General features: G+C 37.2%; 17 protein-coding genes and 1 other RNA gene. 8 read left to right on the top strand and 10 right to left on the bottom strand.

Annotated features, from left to right (window positions below; translation table 11 throughout):
• Window positions 1-12: 12 nt before the first annotated feature.
• Window positions 13-741, top strand: coding sequence for a Uma2 family endonuclease (locus IQ247_RS03055; RefSeq protein WP_193916919.1), 729 nt, complete (start codon window positions 13-15; stop codon window positions 739-741).
• A gap of 188 nt (window positions 742-929) precedes the next feature.
• Here the strand turns inward: IQ247_RS03055 and IQ247_RS03050 are convergent, their stop codons facing one another.
• Window positions 930-1,907, bottom strand: a complete 978-nt coding sequence (locus IQ247_RS03050) for a ferredoxin family protein (protein WP_193916917.1) — start codon at window positions 1,905-1,907, stop codon at window positions 930-932.
• A gap of 38 nt (window positions 1,908-1,945) precedes the next feature.
• A complete protein-coding gene (locus IQ247_RS03045; RefSeq protein WP_193916914.1) occupies window positions 1,946-2,296 on the bottom strand; it encodes a hypothetical protein in 351 nt (116 codons plus the stop codon).
• A gap of 1,062 nt (window positions 2,297-3,358) precedes the next feature.
• On the opposite strand from IQ247_RS03045, the gene IQ247_RS03040 reads away from it, so the two are divergent.
• The gene (locus tag IQ247_RS03040) at window positions 3,359-4,135 is read left to right on the top strand and encodes a glucosamine-6-phosphate deaminase (protein ID WP_193916912.1); all 777 of its coding nucleotides are present in this window, start codon (window positions 3,359-3,361) and stop codon (window positions 4,133-4,135) included.
• A gap of 365 nt (window positions 4,136-4,500) precedes the next feature.
• Here the strand turns inward: IQ247_RS03040 and IQ247_RS03035 are convergent, their stop codons facing one another.
• Entirely contained in the window at window positions 4,501-4,860 is a 360-nt protein-coding gene (locus IQ247_RS03035) for a slr1957 family protein (RefSeq protein WP_228059431.1), read from the bottom strand.
• A 541-nt stretch (window positions 4,861-5,401) separates the two neighbouring features.
• Here IQ247_RS03035 and IQ247_RS03030 point away from each other — a divergent pair.
• The 5 genes from IQ247_RS03030 (at window position 5,402) to IQ247_RS03010 (ending at window position 10,295) form a co-directional block, all read left to right on the top strand.
• Window positions 5,402-6,574: a 5-(carboxyamino)imidazole ribonucleotide synthase gene (locus tag IQ247_RS03030; protein ID WP_322745404.1), complete on the top strand. Its 1,173-nt coding sequence runs from the start codon at window positions 5,402-5,404 to the stop codon at window positions 6,572-6,574.
• A 72-nt stretch (window positions 6,575-6,646) separates the two neighbouring features.
• Window positions 6,647-6,829, top strand: a non-coding RNA gene (gene ssrS, locus IQ247_RS03025) — 6S RNA.
• A gap of 500 nt (window positions 6,830-7,329) precedes the next feature.
• Complete coding sequence (locus IQ247_RS03020) at window positions 7,330-8,601, top strand: M16 family metallopeptidase (protein WP_193916910.1); 1,272 nt, start codon at window positions 7,330-7,332, stop codon at window positions 8,599-8,601.
• Window positions 8,602-8,788: 187 nt separating this feature from the next.
• On the top strand, window positions 8,789-9,712 hold the full coding sequence (locus IQ247_RS03015; RefSeq protein ID WP_322745403.1) for a peptidoglycan-binding protein: 924 nt from the start codon (window positions 8,789-8,791) through the stop codon (window positions 9,710-9,712).
• Between the two features lie 337 nt (window positions 9,713-10,049).
• Window positions 10,050-10,295 (top strand): hypothetical protein, encoded by a 246-nt coding sequence (locus IQ247_RS03010; protein ID WP_193916906.1) that lies wholly within the window; start codon window positions 10,050-10,052, stop codon window positions 10,293-10,295.
• A gap of 312 nt (window positions 10,296-10,607) precedes the next feature.
• On the opposite strand, the gene IQ247_RS03005 is transcribed toward IQ247_RS03010, so the two are convergent.
• Both IQ247_RS03005 and IQ247_RS03000 read right to left on the bottom strand, forming a co-directional pair.
• The gene (locus IQ247_RS03005) at window positions 10,608-13,136 is read right to left on the bottom strand and encodes a GUN4 domain-containing protein (RefSeq protein ID WP_193916904.1); all 2,529 of its coding nucleotides are present in this window, start codon (window positions 13,134-13,136) and stop codon (window positions 10,608-10,610) included.
• A 205-nt stretch (window positions 13,137-13,341) separates the two neighbouring features.
• Window positions 13,342-14,946, bottom strand: coding sequence for an AAA-like domain-containing protein (locus IQ247_RS03000; protein WP_193916902.1), 1,605 nt, complete (start codon window positions 14,944-14,946; stop codon window positions 13,342-13,344).
• Between the two features lie 326 nt (window positions 14,947-15,272).
• Here IQ247_RS03000 and IQ247_RS02995 point away from each other — a divergent pair, with 326 nt between their 5' ends.
• A complete protein-coding gene (locus IQ247_RS02995; protein WP_193916900.1) occupies window positions 15,273-15,626 on the top strand; it encodes a phage holin family protein in 354 nt (117 codons plus the stop codon).
• 333 nt (window positions 15,627-15,959) lie between these two features.
• Here the strand turns inward: IQ247_RS02995 and IQ247_RS02990 are convergent, their stop codons facing one another.
• From IQ247_RS02990 to nuoH, 5 genes are all read right to left on the bottom strand, one after another.
• Window positions 15,960-16,883, bottom strand: coding sequence for an NAD(+) kinase (locus tag IQ247_RS02990; RefSeq protein ID WP_193916898.1), 924 nt, complete (start codon window positions 16,881-16,883; stop codon window positions 15,960-15,962).
• A gap of 4 nt (window positions 16,884-16,887) precedes the next feature.
• Window positions 16,888-17,193, bottom strand: a complete 306-nt coding sequence (gene nuoK, locus IQ247_RS02985) for an NADH-quinone oxidoreductase subunit NuoK (protein ID WP_193916896.1) — start codon at window positions 17,191-17,193, stop codon at window positions 16,888-16,890.
• 46 nt (window positions 17,194-17,239) lie between these two features.
• Complete coding sequence (locus IQ247_RS02980) at window positions 17,240-17,845, bottom strand: NADH-quinone oxidoreductase subunit J (protein WP_193916894.1); 606 nt, start codon at window positions 17,843-17,845, stop codon at window positions 17,240-17,242.
• A gap of 207 nt (window positions 17,846-18,052) precedes the next feature.
• Window positions 18,053-18,631: an NAD(P)H-quinone oxidoreductase subunit I gene (gene ndhI / locus IQ247_RS02975; RefSeq protein ID WP_193917024.1), complete on the bottom strand. Its 579-nt coding sequence runs from the start codon at window positions 18,629-18,631 to the stop codon at window positions 18,053-18,055.
• A gap of 178 nt (window positions 18,632-18,809) precedes the next feature.
• Window positions 18,810-19,928 (bottom strand): NADH-quinone oxidoreductase subunit NuoH, encoded by a 1,119-nt coding sequence (nuoH, locus tag IQ247_RS02970; RefSeq protein WP_193916892.1) that lies wholly within the window; start codon window positions 19,926-19,928, stop codon window positions 18,810-18,812.
• Between the last annotated feature and the right edge of the window lie 265 nt (window positions 19,929-20,193).

The following is a 20,193-nucleotide window of genomic DNA, read 5'->3' as shown; positions in this document are numbered from 1 at the left end:
TGGGCGGTATTTATGGCAACCCAAATCAGTAAATCCAAGTGTTCAACTGAACTGGTGGTATCCTGGGAAGCTTTACCCGAAGATTTTCAACTTGAAGATGAACCAGTGGAAAATACTGGGCAGCCACTTTTAGCAGGTGCATTGCGGGAAAGTTTAGAAATATCCGGGTTTATTCAACCCCAAATGTTAATTGCATCCAATTTTGGACTTTGTGCAACAATTAACGGGCAATTTGTTGCCAAAGCACCAGACTGGGTTTATATTCCATCAGTAAAATCGATTTTACCAGACCGTAAAAGTTATACACCATTGTTAGAAGGTGATATTCCTGCGGTGGTAATGGAATTCTTATCAGAAACCCAAGGTGAAGAATATTCTGTTAAACGAACCTATCCACCAGGAAAATGGTTTTTCTACGAACAAATTTTAAAAGTACCTGTTTATATTATTTTTGATTCAAATGGGGGTTTATTAGAATTTTATCAGCTACAAAACGGACGATATGAATTACAATTGCCCAACCCCGATGGTCGTCATTTTATCACTTCGATGAACTTATTTTTAGGAACTTGGCAAGGTACAAAAGAAGCTCGAACTGGATATTGGTTGCGCTGGTGGGATGAAGCTGATAAACTGTTGCCTTGGGCAGTAGAATTAATTGAACAAGAACGTCAACAAAAAGAAAAGTTAATCGCTTACTTGTTATCTCAAGGTATTGACCCAAATAATTTACCTGATTGAGTCAAATATATTTTTATGGGACGAATTATGGGACTAAAAAATTATAGTCCATTGAGAAACTTAATCTAAAGTATAGACAACACCATTGGATAGAACACCCGGTAACAAAAAGTGCTTTCCTTGGAATTAAACGAAGAGAATTAATATCCATGGGAGCTAGTAATATGATGACAAGCAGTAAACTCAAACTAACTTGCTACTTTGACCAACTCTCTAGAAGCTAACCACATATTCGCAACAGCATATCTAACTAATACAGTTTCGTGCTTGGCATTGCAAGAAGTTTTGAGTGTTTGTGTCTTGCTATTATCTTTAACAAGTTTAGCCTGATAGATATAAACCGAACCGTCGGGTTTTTCAAAAGTTAACTCTGCGAGTACACTACTCTTATCCAAACTTTGTTCGATAATTCTACCTGCTGCTTTGTAATTAAACCAATCCCATCCGTAACGCAGAATTAACTCTCTTTCGACAATTTGAATCGACTTTGGTAGAATTCCCCAACCTCGATAAATATCCTTAAAGCACTTAATATCACCAGTATGAGTCAATATTGACTTAAATGACTCTTGGTCAAGATTGCCATAATACCTTCCTTGTGGCAAGTCTATCATTGTCGGTGCAAATCGATGTCCCCCGAAATGGCTGGATTTCCAAATCCGCACATTATCCAAGCCTAAACTCGAAATAATATTATTAGCGTGGAAATAAAACGGATTTCCGTATCTTGCACAACATTTATCGTGACTACCATGAGTACAAACTAATATATCTCTTGTGGTAGTTGCATCTATTTCATATTTGAGATTTTTTCTCCATAACCATTTTTTGATAGTTGCTGCTGCTTGTTCGATATTTTCCAGCTTAAATTCTCGCTTCGAGTAACCTTTACCTTCTCCTTTTTCTTGGTGATAAATCAGAAGCGTTGTAGAGTTTACTTTATGCGATAAATCATTAGCAATTAACTGAAATTTAATCGGTAGTTTAGCTGAAGCAGCCTCTTCCATCAATAACCGCAAATTATCCGGAACCCATTTAGAACTAAAAGCATCCGAATTCCACGGAGGTGGACATTCTATCAATACATAAGTCTGATTATTGGTTGCAGTACCAATAATATCTTCCCCTACTTCTCGTGAATTATCAGAACAAAAATTTGTACTCATTTATTTTATATGGGTCGTGTATTTTTACAAACAGGATATTACACATAGATAGTTTGACTATCCACTCCCTGAAGAATCATCCTTACAAAATCAGATTTCTCAATAATAATTCTGCTGCAATACTTTAAACTGCAAACAGAAATACTTATGTAGTAATCAAATTGATTAATTAACCGTTTTCCTAATAGGACTTTTATAACACTTTCTTGATGAAAATTCTCTTGTCCTAAAAAAAATGCTACCAACAGCTGAATAAATTTTGCAAAAGATAAAATTTTACCTCTATAGATAGTTATAAATTCATGAGTTTTATGTATTCTTTCTACGTTCTTCATTTGAGCCTTGGGGTTTTCACTGATTATTTGCCTTGCTTCTTGCCAGTTATACATATTTTTTCTGTTGCCTTTATACAGGTTGATTTTTTGCAAAAAACTTATCTATACCTTTAATACTTCAGCTTACAAGTGAATACCGGGAAACATCATCATAGAAATCAAAAGTATATGTAAATTCTTGATTAAAACCATTGTCAAAAAAGCTACTTTAACCGTAAATCAACCTCCACGTTTTCATCATCCAAGAATTTTCAAAGCTTTTTGTTTATATGTTTTTACTATATCTAACTTTACCAAGATATTGCAAAATATTCTCAATAATTTTAGAAAAAAATAGATTGTATGAAAAGCATCACCAAAAAGCAGGATTTCTACTCAGAGTGGGAAGCTTTGAGATTTTTGGCAATAGTCTAAAAGTAGTAGTTTTACACCAAGCATTTATTGTCAGAATGAGAAAAGTTTTACAGGTCTACTTAACTCATGCTTGCTTAAACTGATGTAATCCCAAATTTTCTCCCGAATTGGGAGTTAAACTTTATATCCGAATGTAACCGATGCCTGTATAAAATGCAAGTACTTGATAATAATTACAGACTTTGTTTGCATATGTTCTAGATTATATTTAAGATAAATCTAAGTAAGCTTCCGGGAATCCACTGAAGCTTAATTAGGGTGCTACTCAATGATTAATAGTCTGAAACCGTTGAAATACAACAATTTGAGGATTTAATTAACTATTTCTGAATATAAATTTAAACTCAATTTAACTTCATAATGGTGACTATAAATCTTTGTTTTTTATCCATAGGAATTTTTAATTTTATAGATAATAATTCTCATATGGATTCTGAGTGCAAATCTCTAAAATCATCTCAATCAAATAAAATTGCTCATAACATAATTTATTCTAATGAACTGTAAATAAATATAAACATTTATCAAATAGGTTAGATTATTTTGTGGTTTCCCGCAATAATTGCTGCATTCGAGCCGACAAAAAACTATGATGAATTCTTATAAAATCTGACAACCTATGGTAACTAGCGCGTGTATGGGTAGACTTGAAAAATCTACCTTTACTCGTTTACTTAATTCAACAAAATTCTTTGTTATCAAATGTCAAACGCTACAAAAGATTTTCGCGTTGATAGCCTAGGAGTTCAGATTTACGATTCGGAAACTGAACTCGCTTTATCCGTCTCTTCCATCGTTCAACAAGATTTACAGCAAATTATTAATCACAAGCAAACTGCGACAATATTGTTTGCAACAGGTAATTCTCAACTTAAATTTTTGGATGCTTTAACTAATTTAAGTGATATTGATTGGTCGCGAATTATATGTTTTCATTTAGATGAATATTTAGGTATATCAGCCGAGCATTCTTCCAGTTTCCGATATTATCTCCGAGAACGTGTCGAAAAGCGTGTTTCACCACAAAAATTTCACTACATAGAAGGTGATACTTTGCAGCCTTTACAAGAGTGCGATCGCTATTCTAAATTACTCACAGCACAACCGATTGACCTGTGTTTTTTGGGGATAGGGGAAAACGGACATTTAGCTTTTAATGAACCATCTGTGGCAGATTTTAATGACCGCTATATGGTAAAACTAGTTAAGTTAGATGCAGTCAACCATCAGCAACAGGTAGATAGTGGTTATTTTCCTAATTTAGAAAGTGTACCTAAATATGCTTTTACCCTTACTATACCGATAATTTGTGCGGCGAAAAAAATTATCTGTCTTGCACCAGGAAAACGTAAAGCTAAATTAATTAAACAATTATTAGAAGGAAATATTACTAGAGAATTTCCAGCTTCTATTCTCCGCAATCAACCCCAAGCTAATTTGTTCTTAGATACAGATGCTGCAAGTTTAATTAACAGTTAAGACACTCAAAGACAGGAGTGAGGAGTGAGTAATTATTGATAACTATTCCCCTCATTCCCTATTAGACATCTGGTGGAAATTAATTATGCGTCATCCAGAAACCTTGTAGAGACGCGAAATTTCGCGTCTCTACATTCTTTTTCGGAGATGTCTATTATATAGCATTATATTATAAAGCAATGCGTGGGATGGGCATCCCTGCCCGTCCGAATCTCCCTCATAAACATAAAAAAAGATTATTTTTTCTGTGCTATTTAAATATTCATATTAGTTTAATTATTTTAACGGAATTCCTATTTGTAATATTGCTGGGGAAAAGGTTCCCCCAAAAAAAAAACTGATGTCCTACAATAGCTCCGCACTCTTCAATACGCATCTTCAACTTCCAATTGAGCAACAGTCACAGCATTAAATGCAAAGGCTGCAACCATTGGTATCGGACATCTCAACCAATAAGTAACACCTGCCGCGATCATTGTGGCAATTACTGCTGCAATCGACCAAATACGCTCTTCACAAGTTAATCCGTTCTCTGCTTTAATTGTTCTCAAAACTTTTGTGGGAATTGGTTCTGGCATTACTGCACCTGGAGGAAAAGCCCAGAAGTTATTACAGCGTTCGATATACAAATCAGTCCAGCCATTATCTTGACACCATTGGACAATCCATTCATCTTTGTAATGTTTCATCGGATTGTTAGCAATTCGATTTAAATTTTTCAGCATAACTTGCCAATAATAATAAATAAAAACTTCTCGATTATTACTTATAGTTCACAATTCTGTAGGACAAGATTTGTAACTATCAAATGTAACGCTTTGTTAAGACAATATTTTATCGACTCATGTCTATGAAAATATCAAACAAAGCTTTCACTAATTACAAGAATAACAGGACTTCTTTTATTCTTTTATTAAATGATAATAAACTTTATTTATTCCTTTGAAGGTAAACTTTTCTCAAGATTTTGAGAGTAAAGCAACGATTTATTTAAACAAATGTAAAGTTAATTTTGGCAAATAAATCAGTCAGAATGCTCAATTATCAATCAGCGTGAGAAACTTGTTTCCTGGTATAAGTCCAAGATATGAGATTATATACTACGGAATTTAAGGTAAACTTGACGGGAGTTGATATCAGAGATGGCTGACTCGCAGTAACATTTGTTAATACAAACATGATTAGGAAGTGTAGATTAGAACACTTTGCGAACAAGCTAACGTTAACAACTCTAAAAATGGTGTAGAAACTCATTATTCGTGATAGATGCAAATGAAGCGTGTTGGTGTAATTGGTGGCGGACAGTTAGCATTAATGATGGGTGCTGCGGCGAACAAATTAGGAGTAGAATTAATTGTCCAAACTCCAGAGTGCAATGACCCCGCTGTTGGGATTGCTAGCGATACTGTTTTGGCAGCTGTTAATGATGCTCAAGCCACAACTGAGTTAGCAACAAAATGCGATGTGATCACTTTTGAAAACGAATTTGTTGATATAGAAGCGTTATCTCAAATTGCTTCACAAGGTGTTTGTTTTCGTCCTAGAATCGAAGCTTTATCTCCTCTACTAGATAAATATGATCAACGTTGTTTTTTGCGAGATTTGGGTATACCAGTTCCCAAGTTTATATTACCTGAATCATTATTTGCCGTTTCATCAGTTAATCAAAGTATATACACAAAAAAATCTGAACACTCGGAATGGGAATTAAGCTTTCCATCTGTTTTAAAAGCTCGTCGTCACGGCTATGATGGTCAAGGTACTTTTATCATCAAAAATTTAACTGATTTAGAAACAAAAATTTGTTTGAATTCTAATTTTCTGTTAGAAGAATTCATTCCTTTTCAAAAAGAATTATCCATAATTGCGGCGCGTTCAGCAAGTGGTGAAATTTCTCCTTTTGTAGTTGTAGAAACCCAACAAGAACAACAAATTTGTCGGCGAGTTATTGCACCTGCGGACATCAGTCCTCAGACAGAAAAAACCATTCAAGATATTGCTTGTACTGTACTAAATAGCTTGCAAGTAGTAGGAATTTTTGCTATAGAATTATTTTTGACCGATGGTGATAAAGTATTAGTAAATGAGATTGCACCCCGGACTCATAATTCCGGACACTTTTCTATTGATGCTTGCTTTACTTCGCAATTCGAGCAACACTTAAGAGCCGTTTGCGATTTACCTTTAGGTAATGTGGCGATGAAAAATCCTTGTGCTATTATGGTAAATTTGTTAGGTTATGAAACACGAACAACTAACTATATCGATAAACGCTCTACCCTCGCAAAAATTCCTGGAGCCTATCTTCATTGGTATGGAAAATCAGAATCTCGTCCCGGACGTAAACTGGGTCACATTACAGTTTTATTAAATGAATTAAACCGTGATGAAGCAATGACAATTGCCCGAAATATAGAGTCTGTATGGTATTCTCAATAAATCAGGAATAAAAGGATAATAAAAAATATTTATTTATTACACAATAACAACAGTGAAAGTTATAATAGATTTGTTGCACTACGACGTTGGTGACTGCCATACAGTTTTGTGATCTATGACTTTTATGATATGGGAACTGAATAGTTTCGTGGCAGTATACCGGGCTTGTACCCGGAAACTTTAAACGTTCTAATTAGGTACCCCCCTGGTTTAACCAGGTCATAAACTTAGGTAAAACGGCGTTGCGGTGAACTAAAATTTTAAAGTTCCTCTAGTCACTTGTTGATTTGAGGGCTTTATTTTTTGAGTCTATTTTTTTTGATAACAACATATCCTAATGGAACATCATATTTTCAATTAACCCAGCCATACTTACTAATTTCTTTTTATCCTTGATTAATTGAAAATTCAAAATAAAAAATATGTTTCATAAAATTAGACAAAAAACTGTATTATAAACATCTATTTAGTTAAAACATTTCATTCAGGAATAAGAAAATTAAAAGTAATGTCAAGAAAACTGATAATATAGTTTAATCTTAATTATTCAGAACTTACGCTTTCCTAGAATTGTCCGCAGCGATGACCACTATATATAGAGAAACATTCACCCGGACGGTAAATACGTCGCTCTATAGCGAATAATGACGTAATTATCTTACCTTTAATTAATCGAGAAATATCAAACAATTCCCTAATTGTGGCAGATATTTGATAACTCCGGTAGTCCCCATTCCAAATCGAAAATCTTGCTGATGACAACCTTGCCAAAAAAATTGAATCTCCATCGTACCGTATTGAAGAATGGGATAATACTACTGGTTTCGGAAAATTCCGCTGCTGATATTATTGCAGCTCGAATATTTATCCGTGCGGGAAGTTGTGATGAAAAGCCAGAAAAAGCCGGTTTAGCCAATTTACTCAGTGCTGTACTCACAAAAGGATGTGATGGACTTTCAAACTTGGAAATTGCCCAACGTGTAGAATCTGTGGGAGCGAGTTTGAGTGCTGATACCACAACAGATTACTTTGTTTTATCCTTAAAAACCGTCACAGCGGATTTTACTCACATCTTGGAATTAGCAACACGAATATTGCGATCGCCAACTTTCCCAGCAGAGTCGGTAGAGATGGAAAAGCGGATTGCTCTACAAGATATACGCTTGCAAAAGGAACAGCCCTTTAACGTCGCATTTGAGCAATTACGGCAGATTATGTACAAAAATCATCCTTATGCATCGTCGGGATTGGGGGATGAAACAACTATTAGCAGCTTGACTCGCGAAGATTTAGTAAAATTTTATTCAGATTATTTTCGCCCAGATAATATAGTTATTAGTATTGCAGGTCGTATTTCCCCAGAGGATGCAACGAAACAAGTAGAAGAACTTTTTGGTGATTGGCAAACGCTAGATACACCACCACCAGTTATAGACGTACCATTTCCTCAAACTAAACCGCAACAAATAATTACCCCCCAAGCAACACAACAATCGATAATTATGTTGGGTTATTTGGGTGCTTCAGTGCAAGAAGCCGACTACCCTGCTTTAAAGCTGCTTTCTACTTATTTAGGAAATGGGCTTTCTAGTCGCTTATTTATAGAATTACGAGAAAAGCTTGGTTTAGCCTACGATGTGTCCGCATTGTATCCGACAAGAAAGTTTTCCAGTTCCTTTGTAGTCTACATGGGTACCGCACCGGAAAATACCACTACAGCTTTAGCAGGGTTACGAAGAGAAGTTGATTTACTTTCTAGTAGTAAATTAGCAGAAAGCGCTTTACAAACTGCGAAAAATAAAATACTCGGACAGTACGCTTTGGGAAAACAAACCAACGGACAAATTGCTCAAATATATGGTTGGTATGAAATTTTAGGATTAGGAATTGCCTTCGACCAAAAATTTCAACAAGATATTACAGCTTTAACTCCTGTAGAAACTATTAACGCAGCTTCTAAATACTTAAAGGAACCATTCGTATCTGTAATCGGTCAAAAAGAAGCAATTAACCGTGTAATTGCTTAACAGTAGTCTAAAGTATTTAGTTGGCATCAATTACTGACAATTTGCCGCTTTTTTTAAGCATTTATACTGCTGTGACAAATTAATTTTATACTGGTTAATAGATAGTATATTTGTAAGAGACTTGCCGGGGGCAAAAACCATGATAGGTAGTAGAAAAATAAGTATTTTCAAGTACTTAAGCTCTCTCGTGTCGTTTCGCTTCCTTCCGATAAATAGGATTTATTGGTTAGTTTTACTTTCTTCTACTCCTCTGCTATTTGGTTCCCAAATTGGAATATCAATTGCAGCAAAGCAACAAACAATTGCTCAAGTAGTCGTAGAGGCTAACATCAACCGTCCTAACCTGAAAATAGGTAGCGAAGGAGTACCTGTAAGAGAATTGCAAGGAGCTTTGATACTTTTGGGTTTTTATGAGGGTGAAGTCAATGGTGTGTTCACCGAAACAACCCAAAAAGCAGTTGCACGTTTCCAACAAGCAGCGGGTTTAAAAGCAGATGGGGTTGTCGATACAAATACTTGGGAAACGCTTTTCCCCAATGCAACAGTATCAACAGAAGTCGCTAATACCCCTACACCACCTCCTTTTGATACCTTCCCCGTACCTACAGAGTCCCTCTCTAACGTTAGGGTGGTGAATAATTCTACACAGCAACAAAGACCGATAACACCTGCTGTAGAGAGTCCGGTGAGGATTGTTCAGCCTGCACCAGAACCAAAACCCGCAACACCACCAAAAAATAATTCCCAGCCAAAACCAGTAAAACCAAAACCTCGAACAACTGCTACTGTGCAGCCCAAACCCGTACAAAAACAAGCTGCTACAACCCGTACTCGTCAAACCACCACATCTTCATCTTCCCAAACAAAAACCTCCACAATCCAATATACAGCCCAAGGATTACCGATTTTGCGTCCAGGAATGCGAGGTTCTCAAGTTGTCGAGTTGCAACAAAAATTATCTAAATTGGGATTTCTCAAAAGTATTGATGGAGATTTTGGTCCGGTAACAACAGAAGCAGTAAAAGCATTTCAGAAACGTAACGGTTTGGAACCCGATGGTGTTGTTGGAGGTGCTACCTGGCAACTTTTAGATAGAGGTAAACGTAATTGATGGTGAGTTAATTTAATATCCGATTTTTGTAGGGTGTGTTACCGCTGTCATGGTAATGCACCATTTATATATTTAGGGTTAACTCCATATCAAATGGGTTACTTCTTCCGTAGTGCAATTATTACCAAGGTTTATCTCTTACGAATGATGTAAAAATCCCCGAAAATTTAAACAATTGATGCATAACCTATCGCTTTATTCTTAAAGGCATATTCTTCTTGTAGGGTGCTGTACCCTAGGAGAAATTCCGAACGTAGCAATAAAGCTTGTGGTGTCACGCACCAACTACCTGATAGGTTGAAATCATTGTTTTTAATAATAAGGAAATTACATCAAAATGAATCCCTCAGAAGATAAAAACTATAATACATCCGGAGCATCAACTCACGGTAGCGGTAGTATAACTCCAGATGCTGGTCCTGATATTGGTCGTGCGGAGTATTCATCTACTCAAGTACCCGAAGATAATGAATCTCAATTAGATGAAGATGTAAATGAAGCTAATCCTCAAACTTATGAGGAAGAAAAAGAAGATAATGTTGGTCAAAATCAAATAGGTATTGTTGGTCGTACAACTGGGTAATTGTGGTTATTGATTGCTAATATAGCAATCCGAATTGAGATGTGAGAAAATACTTAGATTCAAAGTTGGGAATAGAAGTCAAATTTGACTCATGCCTGGCGACTGTAAGTCGCGTCTACACAAACCGGCACCCGCCGTGGCAGCGGGTTATTTAATTAAGTCCAGATCGCCGGACTTCGTTTGTGTAGTAGCGGTAATAAAGCGCCAGATTAACCTTTGACCTTCTGGCGGTGCCAGGTATCGGATTCTTGAAAAGCCTATGATTTCGTAAAAAAACTTCTATTTACAAATTTTAATAAAGAACTGGAACGCTTATATGTTAAAGTTTACAAGCCGCAACGCGAGAAAAGAAATACCGTTTTCCACTGCCCCGTAGTCCATATAGCGAGTGTGTGGTAATGTCCCCACAGGTGCTTGTTGATAATTTTTATCAACTACTTCTATCACTTTTGCATAATTTTTCCAAGCTCTTTCTTCACTATCATACCACCCAACGCGAGATATAAAACGCTTAAAGTTTTTTCCATCCTCGTCAGAAGGCTCAATAATACCTAGTCGATTTCCTGTCTTAACCCAAATCTGCTTTTGCACGCTAAAGCCAAAACGTTCGTCTGAATGTTTTACCCACAGCGAATCAATGTCTTGAAGGCTTTTGCAGGAGAAAGTTTTGAGAGAGTCTATATCTAAATAACTACTACTTTCTCTATTAGCAACATATAGCATAAGCCGATCTGTTCTTTGATCGGCTTCCTGCCATTTTTTGTTCGCAAGTAAGTTATTAAGCTCATCTAGATAGTGTTCTTTGAGAGATTCCTTAACTTGGCTCTTAAGATTTTCATTTCCAGCTTTTGATAGTAAATCGATAAATTCTCGATGTAATGCTTCTACATTTTCCTTAGATAAGATTTTAATTTGAGTATCTTGGAATGGAGGACTAATATTATTAACTGTCTTGTTTCCTCTTTTACCTTTTGATTTCAACTTTTCAAGGTATTTATAAGCTGATTGATATTCTCTGATTGCTTCTTGACTTTTCTTCTGCTCTCTTAAGAGATTTGCTGACGTTTTTAAAGTCAGGATACAAAATTGTGATGCTTCATTAGGAATATTTTGTTCCGACAGTTTACATTGCTTTTTAATTTGTTGTTTGCTTCTGTCTAAATTCTTTTGTGCTTCTTCTAAATCCTTTAATTTAAGCTTTTGGTAAGCATAAGATATGCCAGCATTCAGAATTGCAAGTCTAAGTTTATGGTCTTTAATATTAACAGATTGACCTGCTTGTGAGAAAAGTTCTTTAGCTTCCGAATCAGAACTTTCATCTTCAAGTTGCCCTGCAAGTTTTGCTAATGTTTCAACTGTTGCAAGATATTCATTAGTTTTGCTAGCTTCTCTTACTTTATTGGCTGCAACTAAGCTTGATATCGCTGTAAATGATAAGGTAAATACTAAAATAAAACTACCGATTGCTATACGTCGTTTCGCTTTCTGATTCGCTTCACTCAATACCAGATTTCTCTTCTCTACTGCTTCCTTATCCTTCCTCTCCCTCTCCAACTTTGCTGCTTGTTCATCAGCAGCAATTTTCTCCTGAATCTCCTTTTCCCTACTAGCAGCTAAAAACTGTTTATCTTGATAACTTAAATTCTTATCTTTCCCCCATTCCTTAGCATCTATTAAAGCTTTTCCTCGCAACAATCGTGATTCGTCTTTACCTCCAGAAGCAACCCAAAATTTAAAACTTTCGGAATAGGGACGCAAATTCTTTAATTCATTTTCAACCCAATTCTCGTTAAAAACTTGTTTATATATAAGGTTATAAACTCTTAATTTACCTTCTCGTCTGGCAACTAATCCTGAAAGCAGTAATTCACTTTGTTCTAAAGTATTATCGGCTGTAATCTCAGTTTCTACTTCCGAACGTCTAACTTGCTGATATAAATCCAACAAATACCCAGCACGTTCCTCATTACTTAAAATTCTGGCTCGAATGGTGCGTAAATGTTCTGGTTCATCTTGAGATTCCCAATTTTCAATAATCTTTGATCTAACAACTTCCTCAACAGTACGCGGATTTTCTTTTTCAGATTCTTCCACCATAAACTGACACAACTTTTGCGTCAGAAACGGTTGTCCTTTCGTCCAATCTAAAATTTCTTGCATCACCGCTTGGGGTTCACTAAATTTTCCCTTCAAACCCTTTACTAACGGTTCAACTTCGTGTAATTGAAACCCCTGAAGAGAAATAGCTTTACCAATATTAAACGGAGTGCGTTGTTTATCTTGAATTAAATTGCTGGGTGAAGCGACTCCCAACAAACAAAATGTCAAACGGTTATATGCGGGATTATCAACACGCTGGTTATAACAGGAACGAATAAAAGCGAAAAAGTCATCAGTGGGAAAATTTAAACTGAGAACACTATCAATTTCATCAATAAAAATAACAATATTTTCTTTAACTTCAACAAGTAATATTTCTTCCAGAAACTTGCGAAATTTGGTAACAAGAGAATTTAATTGATTTGCTCCCCACCACTCCCCAAAATCAACATCCAAATCAAAACTATCAATCAGCGTATCAATCAAATCCGCATACCATTGCTCTGGTGGGACATTTTGAATACCACCCGCAGAAAGATCGATCGCAGCACATTCGACACCATTTTCTCTTAAACGGCGCATTGTTTGCACTCGTAAGCTGGATTTACCGCTCTGACGGGAATTCAACACATAACAAAACTTTCCCGCTTGCAATCCATCATACAATTCACCGTCAGCATCTCGCGTTACATAGGTGCTGGCATTTTCCGGTAGACTTCCAGAGAAAATATAGTCAACCATAATTTACTCCAATTAGCATTCTCCGAAGGTGTCTTTTTTGTACCTCACCCCGCCTTCGGCACCCCTCTCCTTGCCAAGGAGAGGGGAAGGGGGTGGTCAACCATGATTTACTCCAATTAGCATTCTCCGAAGGTGTCTTTTTTGTACCTCACCCCGCCTTCGGCACCCCTCTCCTTGCCAAGGAGAGGGGAAGGGGGTGAGGTTATTAAACCAAACGCTCCGAAAAATACCGACGATATAAATCGTAGCTAGGAACACAATCATTACCTAAAAGCTTCACCAATCCCATGCTATGTAGTTTAAACCCAGTTTCTGCATCAAGTCGCACGGGTTTGTTTGCTGTCACCACTTTTTTATAAGCCGACTCCAACTGAGGATTATGTTGTAAATTCCATAATTGTTCCCGTAGATGGTTGCTAAAAATTCCCTCTTCTGTAGGTGCAAGTTTTAAAAGTTGCTCTAGAGTTATTTGTTTGGTTTTGAGATTGCTAATAGCTTCCTGTATTAAATAAGGATGTCCCCCTACTAATTCCATTAATTTATTTAAACCTTCTTGTCCCAACTGACTGTTATCATAGCGGTTGGCAATATTTTCTACTTGTTGCAAATTAAACTCAGGTAAATCAATTGCTATGCCAACATTAAAAGGTGAGTGATTGGTATCCAAGCAAGGATAAGCTTCAGTAGAATGAACTACCACTAGCCGCAATTTCTGCCAAATTTTACCAATCCTGTCTCCTTGCTTAGCAGATTCATACCATCCCCGCAGCAGCAAGCAGAATTGAGGGAAAATATCGGGATATTCAAACAGTCGCTCAAAATTATCGATCGCAAATACTAAGGGTTTATCGGTGACAGATAATAAATATTTTTGAAAATAACGAGTACAGTTTTTATTCAGCCCATAAATATCTTGCCAGTATTTATCCAATTCTGGCTCCAGTTCCAAACTGTCAGAAACATCAGCACACAACCACTGTAAGAATGTTTTTAAATCAGCTAGGGTATTAACATCAGCTTGTTTTAAATCTAATTTTGCTGTTTGATAACCTTGCTCTGTGGAATAGTCGAGCAATTTCTCCAAAAGCGAAGTTTTCCCCATTTTCTGCGCTGCTTTAATGCGAATTAGCGCTCCGGGTTGCAAAATTACTTGATAGCATTTTTCTTCAATATTCTGACGTTCAATATATACAGTTGTCGCTGCTTCCGCAGGATTTTCTGGAGGCGTTTGTGAAGAATTCCCTGCGATAAATCGGGGTGTGTGTTGCTCCGGTATTCCTGCTATCCCAATCAAATTACAACCTAATTTATAAGCAAACTCATAATTGTGTCCCGCTCCCAGTGCATCATAAAAACCCACCGCAAATTCAATCGCTGCTTTATCCCCAATTTCTTGACTCATCCCCACCACATAATCAATATACTGAGATATCTCCAAAGCCTGGTATTCTGAGTAACAACAATTCAGGACAACACACTCAACTTGGTTGCTAAATAATTGGAATAATCCAGCTAAAGCTTCTGCATCAACTAATTTGATTTGACCAGATTCATCTTCAAAAACCAAACCATCTTCACCAGTTCCATGTCCACAAAAATGAATAACCTGCGGTTCGTATTCTAGAATTGCTCTATGTATATCCCTATAGCGTACTGCTTCCGCCGAATCTATTGAATATTGCTCCCGCTTCTTAGCTCGCTTCAACCCTTCCTTAATCTCCCGCTTTTCCTCATCTAGACGCAGTAAACCAGTACCTCTGGGGTTCGCTGACAGAAGCAAAATTTTTCGAGTTGGATTATTTACATTCATGAGCAGCCCGAATATCTTGATGGCACTAGACTAAGAACAGCCAATGATTCAAATTTTGATACAAGATAAGTATGTAGTTTTCCGGCTTCAAAAGCAATCTCGCGAGTTTCTACATCACGATTAATACTGCGATCGCGCAACGTTACATTTAAGTAATTAACCAAATTTTAGCCGCAATAGGATAATATATATACCTTGTGAACTGAGGTATCATTAGATGCCTAATTAATGAAAAGCCCTATTTCTCAGCTTTCACGCATAAATAAATACTGAAAAGTCCTAGTGAATTATCTCAAGCAAATCAATAAAATTCGTACACAAAGCCTATGATGCATTTTTTATTAACTTGGCTTGGCACTGCGGTGTCATTACTAATTACCGCTCATATTGTTCCTGGATTCGTGATTAAAACTTTTGTTGCAGCTTTAGTTGCAGCTGTAATTATAGGACTAGTTAATGCTTTTATTAGACCAATTTTAAGCATTTTAACACTGCCAATAAACCTGCTGACCTTTGGATTATTCACCTTTGTCATTAACGGATTTACCCTTTGGCTAGCAAGTATTTTTACTCCTAATTACGGTTTTATCATCAACGGACCATTAGCTGCTTTACTTGGTTCAATAGTATTAGCGATAGTTTCTAGCGTAATTAATTATTTATTAAGAGCAGTTGATTAAAAGGTTATGATTACAGGTTAATTACACTCTTATCCTTACGGTAGGTTGGGTTAGACGCACGCAGAATACAGAATTAAACTAATATATTATTGCGTCGTAACCCAACATCTTCATTGTCTATATTAAAAATATTTTTGTTTGTCGATTCCAAACTTCAGATATTTAAAAGGCGATCGCCATGCAAATCCACAGAACTTTTTCCGGTGCAGCTTGGGAATCTACTAAATTATCTTCATCTACATTTTGTATTAAACACGAAACTGTTGTAGAGACGTAGCAGTGCTACGTCTCCAACAATCTGAAAACATAACATTATATTTTGAATAAGCGCGGTCAATTCGTACTATGTTTAGTATTATACCTAACTCTAGTTCCCGCCCAAAGCAATTTCTCTCGTAAAACCTGATAGTACGAATAGTTTTCCCGTAAAATAATAAACTTAGAACGACATTCCGCCATCCGTACATCTACGCGGTGTCCAGGCCATATCGAAGTCGCTAATACACCATCAGTCCACAATTTAGTACTTAAATCAAAATCCCCCAAAGGCCAAATGCTAATCACCGAACCCGGAGGTAAAACAATGGGACGACTTGAAAGACTCATGGGGCAAATAGGAGTAATGGTAATTGCTTCCATTCCATCATGCATTATCGGACCATTAGCAGAAACCGTATAACCTGTAGAACCAGTAGGTGTAGAAATAATTAACCCGTCTCCTTGATATTGATCAACGACCTCATTATCAATTTCCATTTCCAAAATTGACGTGATCATCCGGTGTGCGGAAGCGGGTTTGATACACATTTCGTTCAAAGCCAGGTAGGTTTCGGTTATCGGTTCCAAATTAGAACCATGTCCCTCATACACCGCTGCTTGCAACATCATTCGTCGCTGTATAGCATAGCGATCTTCTAGCAGTCGATTCCAAACTAATTCGGTATCCTGAAATTCTTCTACGGACTCAGTTAAGAATCCTAAATGACCCCCTACATTTACAGCCAAAATCGGAATGCCAGCAGGGGCTAAATGTCTGGCAGCAGTTAGAACTGTACCATCACCACCAAGTACTATAGCAAGGTCAATTTGTTGAGTAGCAGAAGCCAAAAAAACCGGGTATGGATTATCTTTTGGACCGCTAGGACCCATTAGTACATGGCATTTCAGATGTTCTAACTGGCTGGCACAGATTTCGGCCCAACGTTTGCTTTGGGGGTCTCGCGCCTTATAGGCAATAATTACTTGGTTAAGCTCCACGAAATTACCACTTTAGGAGATTAAATTGCTCCATATCAACAGTATCGCGATTTCGATAGATTGCCAGTACGATCGCTAAGCCTACAGCTGCTTCAGCCGCAGCTACAGTAATTACAAATACGGCGAAAACCTGACCTTTAATTAAAGTTGAATCCAAATAATTGGAAAAAGCCATTAAGTTCAAATTAACTGAATTGAGTAACAATTCAATTGACATTAACACTCGTACCGCATTACGACTGGTGACAATTCCATAAATACCGATACAAAATAGAGCGGCAGATAGTAATAAAAAGTACTGAAGTTGCATGATTATTTGCTGTTCCTATTTCAACTCAATTATTCATTGATAATTGCTATTTATCTTCGCTTGCAGCCGATACTAATTCTCTCGGACGTTCGGGCAATTGTAGAACAGTTTGTGGTAATTGGTCTGAAGTTTCTTCGGGAGGTAAATACTCGCGACGAGCTAAGATTATTGCTCCTACCATTGCCATCAATAGTAAAACAGAAGCCAATTCAAAAGGTAACAAAAAGTCGGTGAAGAAATGTTCACCAATTAAAACAATTGAGTTATTAACAGGAGTCCCAGTTGAATAACTCCAAGGGGTTGCCAAAACCATCGTACTTAACAGTACAAACAATCCCACACTAACTAATCCTGTTAATGCTTTCCTTGCCCAAGTTTTCGGTAAAGGAACAAAATTTTCTTGTTTGTTTACCAACATAATGGCAAACAAAATTAGTACGTTTACTGCTCCAACATAAACTAGTAATTGGGCTGCTGCGACAAAATCCGCATTCAACAGCAGATACAATCCCGCAATACTAACGAATACCCCCCCTAGCAAAAAAGCAGAGTAAACAATATTATCAAATAGCACAACTCCCAGAGCCGATCCAATCATCATCGCAGCCAGGATGGCAAACGAAATTATCTGTACTCCATCAGCTAAATTCACTTTTTTCGTCCTTCATTGTTGATTGTTGATTGTTGGTTGTTAGTTGTTAGTTGATGGTTGTTAGTTGATGGTTGTTAGTTGATGGTTGATGGTTGTTAGTTGTTTTTAAATTCCTAACTCCTAACTCATCACTCATAACTCCTAACTATTAACTCATTATTCCTAACTCATCACTCCTAACTCCTAACTCTTAACTCATAACTTTTTTTACTTTTCTTTTTCCACAAGGTCTTGTGGAAAAGCACCAGCACGGGGAGCATCCGCTGGTAAATCGTGGGGTTCCATTACTCCTTCGGGAAGGTAAACTAATTCGCGTAACGGCGTTACCATTGGGTCATTTGTGACTTTGTAAGGTAGACGACCAAGAGCAACGCTATCATAATTCAATTCGTGACGATCGTAGGTAGAAAGTTCGTAATCTTCCGTCATAGATAGACAGTTGGTCGGGCAATACTCGACACAATTACCGCAGAATATACAAACTCCGAAATCGATACTGTAGTGATTAAGCTTTTTCTTTTTGTTAGCTTTGTCAAATTCCCAGTCCACTACAGGTAGGTTAATAGGACATACCCGGACGCAAACCTCACAGGAAATACACTTATCAAACTCGAAATGAATTCTACCGCGAAAGCGTTCGCTAGGAATTAGTTTTTCGTAAGGATACTGTACCGTCACAGGACGACGCTGCATATGGTCAAAGGTAACAGCTAAACCTTGACCGATATAACGAGTAGCTTCCCAGGTTTCTTTGCCGTAATCAACAACTTGTTTGAGAAATTTCAACATCACAGTGTCTCTCTCCTTAAATTTTGGATTTTGAATTTTGGATTTTAGATTTAAGAACTAATTCAAAATTTAAAATCGGTTTATTTTCCAAAAGCAAACTCAAAAGCTACTTCTAATCCCAGATTTTAGATTTAAAAACCAATCCAAAATCTAAAATCTAAAATCCAAAATCGTTTCATCCACCAAAAGCAACGGGAAAAGCTAATTTTAAGGCTGCGGTTAACAACAAGTTAACTAAGCCGATGGGTAGCAAAAATTTCCACCCTAAATCTAACAGTTGGTCAATACGAACTCTCGGCACTGTCCAGCGCAATAAAATTGCTAGGAATACCAAGAAGTAGGCTTTGAGTACGGTCATTGTGATGCCTAAAGAGGCAGTTACTATCTGTAATACGGGATTAGCTTCACTAACTCCCAATACACTAGCAATTAAGTTGATGGGAATCGGAAAATCCCAACCACCAAGATACAAAACCGATACTAATAAAGCAGATAGTACTAAGTTTACGTAGGAACTTAAGTAAAACAAAGCGAACTTCATACCAGAATATTCGGTTTGATAACCTGCTACGAGTTCTTCTTCTGCTTCTGGTAAATCGAAAGGCATACGTTCGCATTCTGCTAGCGCTGCTATCCAAAAGATAACGAAACCTGCTGGTTGTCGCCAAATGTTCCAGCCCAAAATACCGTAACCCGATTGTTGATTGACAATATCGATGGTGCTGAGGCTATTCGACATCATGGCGATCGCTAATACAGCCAGAGCCAAGGGAATCTCATAACTAATAGATTGCGCTGCGGCTCGCAACCCCCCTAAGAGAGAGTATTTGTTATTTGAGGCATAACCAGCCATCAATAAACCAATCGGTTGAATGGAAGAAAGAGCAATCCACAGAAAAACTCCCATTCCGACATCAGTTATTAATAAATTCTGTCCAAATGGCACAATCAAATAGGACAAAAATACCGGCAGCACAACAATGATCGGACCAAGGGTAAACAGCCAACGGTCGGCTTTTGCCGGTACAACATCTTCTTTAAAGACTAGCTTCAAACCATCCGCGACTGGGGCAAGTAATCCCAAAGGCCCGATAAATTCCGGACCAATCCGCTGCTGGGCTGCGGCTGAAATTTTTCGCTCTTGCCAAACACAGACCAGCACCCCTACTGTGGCACCAATCAGCATCAAAATCATCGGTAACGGCATCCAAATGGCTTTAGCTGTACCATAGGGCAGTCCTAAATCCATCAAGCTTTGAATAAAATTTCCTTGCAGATCAATTCCTGAATTCATCTTTAATAATTATTGAAGTTAACTCAAGCTTGACATCACCCGCGATCAAGAAAACGCGGGATTATTTATACTTCATGCACATGATGGTTATTTACAACTATCTCTAATTATTAATAACTGTAAAGTAACCAAACAATATTTTTACCTCAAAAAGGTAAAATTTAAGATTTGTGAAAATAACCATGCCTAGTATATCGCTCTGTGGCTTGGTATTCTCTCACCCGAACGAGAGTTTCTAGTTATCTTATCGATAACTGATTAAAGG

Origin of the sequence: Plectonema cf. radiosum LEGE 06105, assembly GCF_015207665.1 — a bacterium.
Taxonomy (GTDB): domain Bacteria; phylum Cyanobacteriota; class Cyanobacteriia; order Cyanobacteriales; family Nostocaceae; genus Rivularia; species Rivularia radiosa_A.
This window is presented reverse-complemented; position numbering and strand designations above follow the sequence as displayed.

What these genes read in the sequence shown, in the direction of transcription:
- IQ247_RS03055 (WP_193916919.1), top strand. Translation starts at nt 13, where the DNA reads ATGGCAACCCAAATCAGTAAATCCAAGTGTTCAACTGAACTGGTGGTA.
- IQ247_RS03050 (WP_193916917.1), bottom strand. Translation starts at nt 1,907, where the DNA reads ATGAGTACAAATTTTTGTTCTGATAATTCACGAGAAGTAGGGGAAGAT.
- IQ247_RS03045 (WP_193916914.1), bottom strand. Translation starts at nt 2,296, where the DNA reads ATGTATAACTGGCAAGAAGCAAGGCAAATAATCAGTGAAAACCCCAAG.
- IQ247_RS03040 (WP_193916912.1), top strand. Translation starts at nt 3,359, where the DNA reads ATGTCAAACGCTACAAAAGATTTTCGCGTTGATAGCCTAGGAGTTCAG.
- IQ247_RS03035 (WP_228059431.1), bottom strand. Translation starts at nt 4,860, where the DNA reads ATGCTGAAAAATTTAAATCGAATTGCTAACAATCCGATGAAACATTAC.
- IQ247_RS03030 (WP_322745404.1), top strand. Translation starts at nt 5,402, where the DNA reads ATGCAAATGAAGCGTGTTGGTGTAATTGGTGGCGGACAGTTAGCATTA.
- IQ247_RS03020 (WP_193916910.1), top strand. Translation starts at nt 7,330, where the DNA reads ATGACAACCTTGCCAAAAAAATTGAATCTCCATCGTACCGTATTGAAG.
- IQ247_RS03010 (WP_193916906.1), top strand. Translation starts at nt 10,050, where the DNA reads ATGAATCCCTCAGAAGATAAAAACTATAATACATCCGGAGCATCAACT.
- IQ247_RS03005 (WP_193916904.1), bottom strand. Translation starts at nt 13,136, where the DNA reads ATGGTTGACTATATTTTCTCTGGAAGTCTACCGGAAAATGCCAGCACC.
- IQ247_RS03000 (WP_193916902.1), bottom strand. Translation starts at nt 14,946, where the DNA reads ATGAATGTAAATAATCCAACTCGAAAAATTTTGCTTCTGTCAGCGAAC.
- IQ247_RS02995 (WP_193916900.1), top strand. Translation starts at nt 15,273, where the DNA reads ATGATGCATTTTTTATTAACTTGGCTTGGCACTGCGGTGTCATTACTA.
- nuoK (WP_193916896.1), bottom strand. Translation starts at nt 17,193, where the DNA reads ATGCAACTTCAGTACTTTTTATTACTATCTGCCGCTCTATTTTGTATC.
- nuoH (WP_193916892.1), bottom strand. Translation starts at nt 19,928, where the DNA reads ATGAATTCAGGAATTGATCTGCAAGGAAATTTTATTCAAAGCTTGATG.